The sequence below is a fragment of the Priestia sp. YIM B13551 genome (assembly GCF_042787905.1).
Lineage (GTDB): Bacteria > Bacillota > Bacilli > Bacillales > Bacillaceae_H > Priestia.
In genome coordinates, this window is the sequence record NZ_JBHZOX010000003.1 from 358,830 (window position 1) to 371,477 (window position 12,648).

At 39.3% G+C, this 12,648-nt stretch carries 12 protein-coding genes; 11 read left to right on the forward strand and 1 reads right to left on the reverse strand.

Translation table 11 applies throughout. The features are described 5' to 3' along the window. The first annotated feature begins 141 nt into the window (after positions 1-141). From ACFX4N_RS18830 to aroD, 3 genes are all read left to right on the forward strand, one after another. Positions 142-1,572 carry an aldehyde dehydrogenase family protein gene (locus tag ACFX4N_RS18830; protein ID WP_013055660.1) on the forward strand — a complete coding sequence of 477 codons (1,431 nt, stop codon included), beginning with the start codon at positions 142-144 and terminating at the stop codon, positions 1,570-1,572. Positions 1,573-1,623: 51 nt separating this feature from the next. Beyond that, on the forward strand, positions 1,624-3,381 hold the full coding sequence (locus ACFX4N_RS18835; protein WP_013055661.1) for a thiamine pyrophosphate-binding protein: 1,758 nt from the start codon (positions 1,624-1,626) through the stop codon (positions 3,379-3,381). Between the two features lie 66 nt (positions 3,382-3,447). Further along, entirely contained in the window at positions 3,448-4,233 is a 786-nt protein-coding gene (aroD, locus tag ACFX4N_RS18840; RefSeq protein ID WP_057274403.1) for a type I 3-dehydroquinate dehydratase, read from the forward strand. 38 nt (positions 4,234-4,271) lie between these two features. On the opposite strand, the gene ACFX4N_RS18845 is transcribed toward aroD, so the two are convergent. Further along, positions 4,272-4,448, reverse strand: a complete 177-nt coding sequence (locus tag ACFX4N_RS18845; protein WP_013055663.1) for a YvzF family protein — start codon at positions 4,446-4,448, stop codon at positions 4,272-4,274. Between the two features lie 199 nt (positions 4,449-4,647). Between ACFX4N_RS18845 and treP the strand changes: the two genes are divergently transcribed. The 8 genes from treP to ACFX4N_RS18885 all read left to right on the forward strand — a co-directional run bounded on the left by treP (position 4,648) and on the right by ACFX4N_RS18885 (position 12,648). After that, the gene (gene treP / locus ACFX4N_RS18850) at positions 4,648-6,111 is read left to right on the forward strand and encodes a PTS system trehalose-specific EIIBC component (protein WP_053486886.1); all 1,464 of its coding nucleotides are present in this window, start codon (positions 4,648-4,650) and stop codon (positions 6,109-6,111) included. A 15-nt stretch (positions 6,112-6,126) separates the two neighbouring features. Then, on the forward strand, positions 6,127-7,812 hold the full coding sequence (treC, locus tag ACFX4N_RS18855; RefSeq protein WP_098546954.1) for an alpha,alpha-phosphotrehalase: 1,686 nt from the start codon (positions 6,127-6,129) through the stop codon (positions 7,810-7,812). A gap of 88 nt (positions 7,813-7,900) precedes the next feature. Beyond that, positions 7,901-8,617, forward strand: coding sequence for a trehalose operon repressor (treR, locus tag ACFX4N_RS18860; protein ID WP_013055666.1), 717 nt, complete (start codon positions 7,901-7,903; stop codon positions 8,615-8,617). Between the two features lie 34 nt (positions 8,618-8,651). Further along, positions 8,652-8,828, forward strand: a complete 177-nt coding sequence (locus ACFX4N_RS18865; protein WP_377262049.1) for a hypothetical protein — start codon at positions 8,652-8,654, stop codon at positions 8,826-8,828. A 145-nt stretch (positions 8,829-8,973) separates the two neighbouring features. After that, positions 8,974-9,696, forward strand: coding sequence for a 5-oxoprolinase subunit PxpB (pxpB, locus tag ACFX4N_RS18870; RefSeq protein WP_013055667.1), 723 nt, complete (start codon positions 8,974-8,976; stop codon positions 9,694-9,696). Next, positions 9,686-10,684 carry a 5-oxoprolinase subunit C family protein gene (locus tag ACFX4N_RS18875; protein WP_057274405.1) on the forward strand — a complete coding sequence of 333 codons (999 nt, stop codon included), beginning with the start codon at positions 9,686-9,688 and terminating at the stop codon, positions 10,682-10,684. Before pxpB ends, ACFX4N_RS18875 begins: the two co-directional genes overlap by 11 nt. Positions 10,685-10,695: 11 nt before the next feature. Continuing rightward, positions 10,696-11,451, forward strand: coding sequence for a LamB/YcsF family protein (locus tag ACFX4N_RS18880; RefSeq protein WP_013055669.1), 756 nt, complete (start codon positions 10,696-10,698; stop codon positions 11,449-11,451). A gap of 9 nt (positions 11,452-11,460) precedes the next feature. Further along, the gene (locus tag ACFX4N_RS18885; RefSeq protein ID WP_013055670.1) at positions 11,461-12,648 is read left to right on the forward strand and encodes an NRAMP family divalent metal transporter; all 1,188 of its coding nucleotides are present in this window, start codon (positions 11,461-11,463) and stop codon (positions 12,646-12,648) included.

A 12,648-nucleotide genomic window follows, 5' to 3' on the forward strand; every position in this document is an offset into this window, starting at 1 on the left:
TGATAACGTTTACAAAACGAGTTGTTACTTTAAATCAATAGGATTTATAGAAAACTGCATTAAATTTTAGATCGATCTAAATATAAAAATAGATCGATCTAAAAATAGCAGTCAGGTCAATTGTTAAAAGGAGAGATAACAATGAGCTTTAGACGAGCAAGGCCTTATGTAAATAAAGAATGGCTTGAAGGTAATCGATCAGCAGTAAGTATTAAAAGTCCGTATTCGCAGGAAGTAATTGGTGAGCAAATTATAGCAACGCCAGAAGATGTTGAACGAGCGCTATCAGCCGCCTATGAAGCTAAAAAAACAATTGCGAGTCTGTCTTCTTATGAAAGGGCCAAAATTTTAAAAGAAGCAGCACGGCTTTTGGAAAAGCAAAAAGAAAAGTTTGCTTCTCTCATCTCAAATGAGTTAGGAAAACCGTTGAAGAATACGTTGGATGAAGTATCTCGATCTGTAGAAACATTAGAACAATCTGCGGAAGAAGCAAAAAGGCTTATCGGTGAAACGATACCAGGAGATGCTTCCGAACGAGGGGGAAAAGCGATAGCTTCGACATTCCGTGTGCCTGTCGGGGTTGTTGCTGCTATTACTCCTTTTAATGCACCTTTGAATTTAGTATGCCACAAAATTGGACCAGCTTTTGCTGCTGGCAACAGTGTTATTTTAAAACCGGCTCCGCAAACAACCTTAGTTGCTTCAGAATTTATAGCTCTATTATTAGAAGCTGGAATGCCTGAATGCGCTATTAATATGGTTTTAGGGGGAGTAGAAACAGGACAGCAAATCGTAAAAGATGACCGTGTAAATATAATTTCTTTTACCGGTGGAACAGTGGCAAGCAGAAATATATGTGAACTGGCTGGAATGAAAAAAGTGCTTCTAGAATTAGGAGGAAATGCTTCAACAATTGTTCATGAAGATGCCGACATTAAGAAAGCTGCTGAAATGTGCGGGAGAACAGGGTTTAGCAACTCCGGTCAAAGCTGTATTTCAGTTCAGCGTATTTATGTACATGACTCAGTTGTTTCTGAATTTACAGAGCTTCTGAAGAATGAGGTAACGTCTTTAAAAGTTGGTGATCCTCTGCTGCCGCAGACGGATGTTGGATGTTTAGTAGATGAAAAAGCAGCAAACCGAGTTTTGGCTTGGATTGAAGAAGCAGTCGCTCTAGGTGCAAAGCTGATATGCGGCGGCAAAAAGACAGGGGCTTCTATAGAACCTACTGTTCTATTAAATCCTCCTAAACAAAGCAAAGTAGTGTGTCAAGAAGTGTTTGGGCCTGTGGTAAGCATTATTCCTTATCAAGATATTGAAGAGGCTATTCGGGAAACAAATGATTCATCATTCGGTTTGCAAGCAGGGCTGTTTACAAATCAAATGGATTTAGCTTACCGTGTTGCTGAATCTTTAGAAGTAGGAGGAGTTGTGATTAATGGGACCTCTAATTTTCGACTCGACCATTGGCCGTACGGCGGGATAAAAGACAGCGGCGTTGGTAGAGAAGGACCTCGATTTGCGATTGAAGATATGACAGAAACAAAAATGATTGTCCTGCAGCTATCGTAGCTGAGTTTATTACCTGAAAAAATATATAGTGAATTTAAAGGAGGATATACAATGGAAAAATTAATATCACATCAATTAGTAAATTATCTTGAGGAACGAGGCATCGAGCATATTTTTGGTTTGTGTGGTCATACAAACATAGCGGTACTAACAGCCTTAGAAGAAAGCAAAATTAAATTTATCAACGTTCGACACGAACAAATTGCAGCGCATGCAGCTGATGGCTATGCACGTGTGACGAAAAAAGCAGCAGTAGTATTAAGTCACTTAGGTCCTGGCTTAACAAATGCTGCTACAGGTGTAGCCAATGCAGCGTTAGATTCAATTCCAATGGTTGTCATCGCTGGTGATGTTCCTACTCATTATTATGGAAAGCATCCGCATCAAGAGGTAAATTTACATGCTGATGCTTCGCAATATGAAATTTATCGTCCATTCGTTAAGCGTGCATGGAGAGTTGACCGTCCAGATTTATTTCCAGAAATATTAGAGAAAGCATTTTTACTAGCGGAAAGTGGAAATCCTGGCCCCGTATTAGTATCTGTACCTATGGATATCTTTTCAAAAAAGATCGATGTTTCTTTATTTGACCGATTGCATCGCCAAACGAAATCTTTGCAAAAACCTTCTATCGATGATGAAACGGCAAAGAGTATTGTACAAAAATTAATTAATGCTAAAAATCCAGTGTTATATGTAGGCGGAGGCATCCTATTAGCAGATGCAGCAAATGAATTAAAAGAGCTTGTGGACCACTTGAACATTCCGGTAGCCCACTCCTTAATGGGCAAAGGAGCACTTCCAGATGATCATGACTTGACTCTAGGGATGACTGGTTTTTGGGGCACGAAGTTTATTAATGAAAAGTGTCGGACTGCTGATTATATTTTAGCATTAGGAACACGATTTGCAGAAGCAGATTCTAGCTCCTGGGAGCCGGAATATACGTTTGATTTTTCACAAACAAAATTGCTTCATATTGATATTGATCCTAGCGAGATAGGGCGTAATTACCCTGCCGAAATCGGTGCAGTGGCTGATTTAAAACAAGCCCTTAAAGTCTTAAATCGCGTAGCTAAACAGCTTATTCCGGAAGGAGTAAAAAATGAAGCATTAATCAAAGAGATTGCTTCTTATCGTGAAGAGTTTAAAGCTAGCAATGAAGAATATATTCACGACAATTCATTCCCAATGCAGCCGCAGCGAATTTTAAATGAAGTTCGCGAAGTCCTGCCGAAAGATGCCTATATTACTACTGATGTAGGCTGGAATAAGAATGGGGTAGGACAGCAGTTTCCAATCTATGAAGCTGGAAGTATATTAACTCCAGGAGGCTTTGCCACAATGGGATTTGGAGCGCCGGCAGCTTTAGGAGCAAAGGTAGCTCAGCCTGATAAAGTAGTTGTTTCTCTAGTAGGAGACGGGGGATTCGGCCAAAATCCAGCTGTGCTTGCTACGGCAGCCGAAGAGAATATTCCTGTGGTTTGGATCATTATGAACAACTTTGCGTTTGGTACGATCGCGGGACTGCAAAAAGCACATTTTGGAACCACTCTAGGCACGATATTTGAAAAAGATGGAGAGGTATATTCTCCTGACTTTGCAAGTATCGCTAAAGCTTATGGAGTAGAAGGCATAAAAATTCAATCAGCCGAAGAGTTTAAACCGGCACTTCAAAGAGCTGTTGCTTCTAATAAACCAGTTGTAATTGATGTAGCGATGTTAAACAATCCTGTACCAACGTCAGGACATTGGAACATCATGGATATTTACTCACCGGATAAGAAAGTACACCATGTATCTGTTTAACAAGTATGGAACAAATGCTGAAATGAAAACGGAAACATTTAACTTTGATAAAAAGGAGCTGTTCCTATGTTAGGACGAGGAGAAGGAACTCATTCTCCATCTATTTGTACGCCTTTAGTGGGCAAAGATCGCAAAGAGCTTTTAACAGAACTAGCGGAAATTCTATTAAAAAAACCGGATATAATTGAATGGCGCTTAGATTTTTACGAAGAAATTCAAGATATAAACAGCGTCCTTTCTGCAGCTAAAGATATATATGAAAATGGCGAGCGCACGCCTATTTTGCTTACTGTACGTTCTCAAAAAGAAGGGGGGCAGCCTATTTCCTTATCAGAAAAGGAAGTAGTAGCGATACTTGCAGAGGTATGTAAGCATCCATATGTAGCAATTATTGATTTTGAAGTATCAAATCAGCCAGAGCATATCCGCTATTTACGTGAAGTTTCCAAGGGAAATAATAAGAAACTTGTGCTTTCTTATCATAATTTTTCTTTTACTCCTCCTAAAGCGGAAATTTTTAAAAGCTTATTTCTAGCTGAATTTTACGGAGCAGATGCAGCGAAAGCAGCTGTCATGCCTCAGAACAATCAAGATGTTTTAACTTTATTAGAAGCTACAAGAGAGGCTGAAAAAGAGCTCAGCATTCCTCTCATTACCATGTCGATGGGAGGGTTAGGAGCTATTACCCGAATCGTCGGGTGGATGTATGGCTCTTCTGTTACTTTCGCTGTAGGGAAAAGCAGCTCAGCTCCTGGGCAAGTTCCAATTGATGAATTACGAAAAATAATTCAGTTAACAAAAAAAGTTACGGATCCTGAGAACTATCATTCCCATCAAATTGTTTCGATGTAAAATAAAAAGCACAAGAGCATGCTATGCTCTTGTGCTTTTTATTTATCCTTTAAATGCATGGAAAGATACACCCGAGTATCTTTTTTGCGCTCGTACTTTGGATTAGCGCTTCGCGTATATTCTTTTGACTGATGTTCTATATGGTAGTTCTGTGCAAACTGTTTGATCGCTTCATTAATTTCTTCTTGTTTTCCCATTAATCTTACTTGCAGCATTGTAACGTCTCCTTCCATATACTTTGCTTTTTGACTATATCATGAAATGAAAAAGAAGTAATTTTATTTTTGTTGACGATCTTGTATATACAGGTTAGAATAAAAACATAAAACTTGTATATACAGGTTTGCGGTGAGATTTATATGGGGGATAGGAAATACAAGAGTAAAATGAAAACGGAAACAAGGGGGAAAAGACATGAATCGAGAATCTGTTGAACGCATTGTAGAAGCCGTTGGCGGAAAAGAAAATATCTCTGCTGCAACGCATTGTGTAACGCGTCTTCGACTTGTTTTAAAAGATGAAGGTAAAGTCAATCAACGTATGCTAGATGAGCACGAATTAGTAAAAGGATCTTTTTCTACAAACGGCCAGTTTCAAGTTGTTATTGGTCAAGGCACGGTTGATAAAGTATATAAAGAGATGGTGACGCTTACAGGAATAGGTGAACTGTCAAAAGAGGAAGTGAAAAACGAAGCGGCTAAAAACTTAAATCCTCTGCAGCGCGCAATAAAAACATTAGCTGACATTTTTATTCCCATTTTACCGGCCATCGTAACCGCGGGTTTATTAATGGGAATCAATAATGTATTAACAGGAGCCGGAATTTTTTACGATGATAAATCAATCGTAGATGTTCATACACAGTGGAAAGACTTCGCGAGCATGATTAATTTAATTGCTAATACGGCTTTTGCCTTTTTGCCGGCTCTTATAGGATGGTCAGCTGTTACGCGTTTTGGAGGAAGTCCTTTATTTGGAATTGTCCTTGGGCTCATGCTGGTCCATCCTGATTTGCTAAATGCCTGGTCTTATGGAGAAGCATTAAAAAAAGGAAGCATCGATACGTGGAATTTATTTGGTCTGCACGTTGAGAAAGTTGGCTATCAGGGGCAGGTTTTACCTGTGCTAGCTGCTTCGTTTGTGTTAGCTAAAATCGAATTGTTTTTACGAAAACGAATACCGGATGGTTTTCAGCTTTTAATTGTAGCGCCTGTAGCTCTTTTAGTAACAGGGTTTCTCGCTTTTATTGTGATTGGTCCGATTACGTTTGCAATAGGAAATGTGATTACAGGTGCAGTTGTATGGCTGTTTAAAACGGCTCCATTTATTGGAGGGCTTGTATACGGAGGCTTATATGCTCCCCTTGTTATTACAGGCATGCATCATACATTTTTGGCCGTAGATTTACAGCTGATTGGAAGCGTAGGAAGTACGTTCTTATGGCCGATGGTAGCATTATCTAATATTGCACAAGGCTCTGCGGCTTTCGCGATAATGGTTCTTTCAAAAGACGATGAGAAATTAAAAGGACTGTCTTTAACGTCAGGGATTTCAGCTTGGCTTGGCATTACGGAGCCTGCAATGTTTGGCGTGAATTTACGCTTTAGATTTGCTTTTATTTCTGCAGTGATTGGTTCAGCTATTGCAGGTGTCGTCATATCCGTGGCTGGAGTGAAAGCAGCATCGGTGGGAATTGGTGGTATCCCAGCTCCGTTATCGATTGTTCCACAGAGCTGGTCAGCTTTTATTATTGGAATGGTAATCGTAATTGTGGTGCCGTTTCTTTTAACGTTAACACTTGGAAAGCTTCAGAAAAAATCAACCGTTACATCAACTGTCGCGGCTACAGAATCGTTTCAACATAATCCAAAGAATTAAATGGTGGTGTTAAAAATGCAAGAACCTTGGTGGGAAAAATCGGTTGTCTATCAAATTTATCCTAAAAGCTTTTACGATACGACTGGCAACGGCGTGGGTGATATAGCTGGTATTATTGAAAAGCTAGATTATTTGAAAAAGCTTGGTGTAGACGTTGTGTGGCTAACGCCAATTTATAAATCGCCGCAGCGGGATAATGGATATGATATAAGTGATTATTTTGTTATTCAAGAAGAATACGGAACAATGGAGGACTTCGATCGTTTAATAACAGAAGCGCATAAGCGGGATCTTAAAATCATCATGGATATTGTCGTTAATCATACGTCAACTGAACATGAATGGTTTCAAGAAGCTAAAAAATCGAAAGATAACCCGTACAGAGATTTTTATATTTGGAAAGATCAAAAAGAAGATGGAAGTGCTCCGACGAATTGGGTTTCAAAATTTGGAGGTTCGGCGTGGGAGCATGATAAGTTGACAGAACAATCCTATCTGCATTTGTTTGATGTCACGCAAGCGGATTTGAACTGGGAAAATGAGCGTGTGCGCCGCAGCGTGTACGATATGATGACGTTTTGGTTTGAAAAAGGAGTAGATGGATTTCGTCTGGACGTTATTAACTTAATTTCAAAAGATCAGCGCTTTTTAGATGATGATGGTTCTATCGCGCCAGGAGATGGACGGAAATTTTATACCGACGGTCCTCGCGTTCACGAATATATGCGAGAAATGAATCAAGAAGTTTTTTCAAAATACGATAGCATGACCGTTGGGGAAATGTCGTCGACAACTGTTGACCACTGTATTCAATATTCTCATCCGGACCGGGGCGAGCTTAGCATGACGTTTAATTTTCATCATTTGAAAGTCGATTACCCAAACGGAGAAAAGTGGGCGCTAGCAGATTTTGATTTCATTAAATTAAAAGAGATTTTATCAACTTGGCAAACGGAGATGAATAAAGGAGGGGGATGGAATGCACTATTTTGGTGCAACCATGATCAGCCTCGCGTTGTTTCCCGCTATGGAAACGATGAACTCTATCATAATAAATCTGCCAAAATGCTCGCTGCAACGATTCATCTGATGCAGGGAACACCTTATATTTATCAAGGGGAAGAAATAGGTATGACAAACCCGAAGTTTTCCTCTATTGATGAATATAGAGATGTGGAGTCATTAAATGTGTATGAGATAAAACGTGCACAAGGAATGAACGAAAATGAAATTTTGGAGATTTTAAAACATAAATCAAGAGATAATTCCCGTACACCGGTGCAATGGAGCGATGAGCCAAATGCAGGTTTTACAAAAGGAACTCCATGGATCAATCCGGCCGATAACTACCGTGAAATTAATGTAGAAAAAGCGTTAGATGATGAAGATTCAATTTTTTATTTTTATCAAAAACTTATTGCATTACGCAAGCAGTACGACATTATCACCTATGGAAACTATGAATTGATTCTTGGAGAAGACGAGCAGATTTTCGCTTATATCCGAAATGGAGCAGATGAAAAGCTGTTGGTGATAAATAATTTCTACGGCAGCGAAACAGCCTTTGAACTGCCAGAAGATATAACTTTTGAAGGATATCATAGTGAAATATTGCTGTCTAACTACAAAGATTCATCAAAGGAATTCAAGCAAGTCTTACTTCGGCCGTATGAATCAATCGTGTATCATTTAAAAAAATAGAGAAAAAAGTAAAAAGAACGATGGGTGACAATCTATCGTTCTTTTTATACAATTGGGTATATATAGAAAGTAAAATAGGTGATGGCAATTGAAAGAAAATAAATTTATCAGTATTTACGAACAGTTAGTCGATAAAATTAAACGTGGTGACTGGCGTCCTAATACAAAACTTCCTTCTGAAAATGAGCTTGTTGAACAGTATCAAACGTCTCGTGAAACGATACGGAAAGCGTTAAATTTACTTTCACAAAATGGGTACATTCAAAAAATGAAAGGAAAAGGCTCATTTGTATTGGACGTATCACGCTTTGATTTTCCAGTATCAGGACTTGTTAGCTTCAAAGAAGTGGCGGAAAAGCTAGGGCATACATCGACTACTATTGTAAAAGAATTTGAATTAGTTAAGGCCGATCAAGATCTGTGCACACAGCTTGGGGCGACGAAAAAAGATCTTATATGGAAAGTGGTTCGAGCGCGGGAAATCGATGGAGAGAAAATTATTTTAGATAAAGATTTTTTTCATAAAAAGTATGTTCCTCACCTCACAAAAGACATATGCAAAGGCTCTATTTATGAATACTTAGAAAAAGATCTTGGGCTGAAAATAAGCTTTGCCAAAAAAGAAATTTCCGTTGACGAGCTGACGGACGAAGATAAGTGTTACTTAGATTTAAAAGACTATGAACATATTGTGGTAGTAAGAAACTATGTGTATTTAGAAGATGCAAGCCTTTTTCAATATACGGAATCACGTCATCGTCTTGATAAGTTTCGTTTTGTAGATTTTGCTCGAAGAGGTATATAATGTTTTACTGCCCATGAGTTTTTCCTTTTTGTACATGTTTACAAAAAACTGCTTTAGTATAAAAAACAAAGCAGTTTTTTTATGGGGAAAATTGAAAAAACGTAATCCTTTTGACGATAAAACTTTAAAAAGGTTGAATTTTTCTTTGGAGTTTGTTTTAGTAGAACATAAGATTATTTTATATTTGTATAATGTTATCCATACAGGATAGGGATTTATTGTTCTTTTTTTTTATTAGATATATAAGAAAATGTTATTTAAAAACAACAATTCCATTAGTAATTCTAATGAATGTATCTAACTACAGCATTAAAGGGAGCTGCTCAAACAATACTAAGTAAAAAGGAGGAGACGGAATGAGTCACGATTATCGACTTTATCCTCTTGGTGACAGCGGCATTGTCGTTTCATTTGGAGACGAAATTAATTTCGGCATACACAAACGTATTCAGCAATTTACTGAGGTGCTAGAGCAATCATTATGTAAGGGAATGATTGAATATGTGCCGGCTTTTGCAACAGTTACAATATATTATGATCCTTGGATAATGAGTGAAAAAGGAAGAAGAAATCCTTACACAGCAATATCTACATATATTGAAGAACTGCTTTTCCGCCAGGAAGAAAAATCTGAAGCGGTCGCTAGACAAATTGAAATTCCGGTGTGTTACGGAGGAAAGTACGGCCCGGACTTAGAGAGAGTAGCCGCTTTTCATTCATTAACGCCTGATGAAGTTATCTCCATTCATACAAATGGAGAATATTTGGTGTATATGATAGGCTTTGCTCCTGGTTTTCCTTACTTGGGAGGGATGAGCGAAGAAATTGCGACTCCAAGAAAAGAATCACCGAGAAACAGCATCCCAAAAGGGTCAGTTGGCATCGCAGGAATGCAAACCGGCGTGTACCCAATTGAGACACCTGGAGGATGGCAGTTAATCGGGCGTACTCCTCTTACACTATTTAACCCAGAAAAAGATTCGCCAAGCTTGCTTCAAGCAGGTGATCGCATCCGATTTGTTTCCATTTCTGAAACGGAATATGAAGCCCAAAAGGAGGTGGATGAAGATGAGTATTAAAGTGATACGTCCCGGTTTATTAACAACGATTCAAGATATCGGCAGACATGGATATCAAAAGGACGGCATGATTGTCAGCGGGGCAATGGACAAAGTTGCTTTAAGGATTGCCAACTTATTAGTAGGAAATCAAGAAAACCAGCCGGTTATTGAAATTACGTTAATGGGACCAAAAATTGAATTTCAGCAAGATGCTTTGATTGCCCTGACAGGAGGGGATTTATCGCCAACTGTTAATGATGAAGCCGTAAAGATGTGGCGGCCTTTATATGTGAAAAAAGGGAGCGTGCTACAGTTTGGTGTTCCGACTTTAGGGTGCCGTTCTTATTTATCGGTTTCCGGTGCTTTTAATGTTCCTGCAGTTATGGGAAGTACATCTACTTCACTTCGCGCTCGGATAGGCGGGCTGCACGGTAAAGCATTACAGTCAGGTGACGAAGTATTAAGCCACCCTCCTACAGAAACAGGGGAAGCAATTATAAAGAAACTGGTGAAAAAGCAAACGGACCGCTCTTTTCAGCAGGCTTTTTGGACGATTCATCCTAAACTTCTTCCTTCATACGAGACGTCTATTATCCGCACGATGAAAGGTGCGGAATTTGATTGGTTTACAAAAGAAAGTCAACAGCATTTCTTTAATCAAGAATTTGACGTTACCCCTCAATCTGACCGCATGGGCTATAGGCTAAAAGGGAAGAAATTAGTCCTTGGTCAAGAAAAAGAGCTGCTCTCTAGCGCTGTGACGTTCGGTACGATTCAAGTACCAAAAGAAGGGCAGCCCATTGTTTTATTAGCAGATCATCAAACGACAGGAGGATATCCTAGAATCGGACAGGTAGCAACTGCAGATTTTTCAGCGCTGGCGCAAATTTCCCCAGGGAAAAAGGTTTCTTTTCAAGCAATTTCACTGGATGAAGCGCAGCATTTATATATGGAGCAGGAAAAGAAAATAAATCATATTAAAAGAGCACTTCGAATGAAAATATAAGGGGGAAGAAGATGGCTACCGTTGATTTGAACTGTGACTTAGGAGAGAGCTTTGGGAACTATAGATTAGGAAATGATAAAGAAATTTTACGCTATGTAACGTCAGCAAACATTGCTTGTGGCTTTCATGCCGGAGATCCTTCGGTTATGAGAGAAACAGTAAAGCTGGCTTTGAGTGAAAATGTGGCGATTGGCGCGCACCCCGGATTGCAAGATTTAGCTGGATTTGGACGTAGATATATGAAAATTACGCCTCGAGAAGCTTATGATTTAATGGTGTATCAAATGGGGGCTCTTTCAGCTTTTATACGTGCAGAAGGAGGGACCCTTCATCATGTGAAACCTCATGGCGCTTTATATAATATGGCTGCAGGGGATCGAGACATAGCTAAAGCTATTGCTGAAGCCGTTTATAATGTTAGTGAGGAAGCTATTCTATATGGTTTGGCTGGAAGTGAATCGATTAAAGCCGGAAACGAAATAGGCTTGCGTACGTCTCAGGAAGTATTTGCAGATCGAACCTATCAACAGAACGGCATGCTGACGCCGAGAAACGTTGAAAACGCTGTGATTCAAGATGAAGAAGCGGCTATTTCTCAAGTAATTAAAATGGTCAAAGAAAAGAAAGTATTCACTGTGCAAAATGAAGAGATTCCCATTCAAGCAGATACCGTTTGTATTCATGGAGACGGTGCACATGCTGTTGAATTTGCCAAAGCTATTTGTGACAAGCTAAAAGAAGAACAAATCATTATTCAACCACAATGAGGTGACATCATGAAAAAAGAACGCAACTGGAGCGTGCTGCTTGGAGCAGCATTTTTAATGGCTACTTCAGCAGTGGGTCCAGGTTTTTTAACTCAAACAACGGTCTTTACACAAGCTCTCGCCGCAAGTTTTGGTTTTGTCATTTTACTGTCGATTTTATTAGACATTGGCGTTCAGCTAAACGTATGGCGTATTATTGCCGTTTCAGAAAAAAGAGCACAGGATATCGCTAACAGTGTTTTGCCAGGTCTCGGCTTATTTATTGCTATTTTAATTGTAATCGGAGGCTTAGCATTTAATATTGGAAACGTAGGAGGAGCGGGTCTTGGCTTCAATGCGCTATTTGGTATTTCTCCTAAAGCGGGTGCAGTCATTACAGCCATCATTTCTATCGCAATCTTTTTAGTCAAAGAAGCCGGAAAATTAATGGATCGTTTTGCTCAATTAATGGGCGGAATATTAATTGTTTTAATGGTTTATGTTGCAGTTTCTTCCGCTCCGCCATTAGGAGAAGCAGTCTCTAAAACATTTTGGCCGGATCACATTGACGTAATGGCGATTGTTACTCTTGTAGGAGGAACAGTAGGAGGATATATTACATTTGCAGGAGGTCACCGTTTATTAGATGCAGGAATTAAAGGAAAAGCCGCGATTCCTGAAGTAACAAGAGGAGCAGTATCAGGTATTACGATTGCTTCGATCATTCGAATTTTTCTATTTTTAGCGACATTAGGTGTGTTGAGTCAAGGGTTAAAACTGAATCCTGATAATCCACCTGCCTCTGTTTTTCAGTTAGCCGCAGGGGATATTGGCTATAAATTATTCGGTGTCGTCATGGCAGCGGCGGCTATCACTTCAGTTATTGGTTCGGCATATACATCGGTTTCCTTTATTAAATCCTTTAGCAAAAGGATTGAGAAATATGAAAACTGGATTATCATTGCATTTATTACGATTTCAACCCTGGTTTTCTTAACGATTGGTCAGCCGGTCACTCTGCTTATTTTAGCTGGAGCATTAAATGGGTTAATCTTACCTATTACACTCGGAACAATGCTTATAGCGGCGTATAAAAAGAAGATAGTAGGCGATTACAAGCATCCGACTTGGCTTACCGTTTTTGGCGGTTTTGTGGTCGTTATTATGGCTGTGCTAGGAGTCTATACGCTTGTGACTCAAATGGCAAAACTGTGGTAA

Coding starts and splice junctions, on each gene's coding strand:
- ACFX4N_RS18830 (WP_013055660.1), top strand. CDS start 142: ATGAGCTTTAGACGAGCAAGGCCTTATGTAAATAAAGAATGGCTTGAA.
- ACFX4N_RS18835 (WP_013055661.1), top strand. CDS start 1,624: ATGGAAAAATTAATATCACATCAATTAGTAAATTATCTTGAGGAACGA.
- aroD (WP_057274403.1), top strand. CDS start 3,448: ATGTTAGGACGAGGAGAAGGAACTCATTCTCCATCTATTTGTACGCCT.
- ACFX4N_RS18845 (WP_013055663.1), bottom strand. CDS start 4,448: ATGCTGCAAGTAAGATTAATGGGAAAACAAGAAGAAATTAATGAAGCG.
- treP (WP_053486886.1), top strand. CDS start 4,648: ATGAATCGAGAATCTGTTGAACGCATTGTAGAAGCCGTTGGCGGAAAA.
- treC (WP_098546954.1), top strand. CDS start 6,127: ATGCAAGAACCTTGGTGGGAAAAATCGGTTGTCTATCAAATTTATCCT.
- ACFX4N_RS18865 (WP_377262049.1), top strand. CDS start 8,652: ATGTTTACAAAAAACTGCTTTAGTATAAAAAACAAAGCAGTTTTTTTA.
- pxpB (WP_013055667.1), top strand. CDS start 8,974: ATGAGTCACGATTATCGACTTTATCCTCTTGGTGACAGCGGCATTGTC.
- ACFX4N_RS18875 (WP_057274405.1), top strand. CDS start 9,686: ATGAGTATTAAAGTGATACGTCCCGGTTTATTAACAACGATTCAAGAT.
- ACFX4N_RS18880 (WP_013055669.1), top strand. CDS start 10,696: ATGGCTACCGTTGATTTGAACTGTGACTTAGGAGAGAGCTTTGGGAAC.
- ACFX4N_RS18885 (WP_013055670.1), top strand. CDS start 11,461: ATGAAAAAAGAACGCAACTGGAGCGTGCTGCTTGGAGCAGCATTTTTA.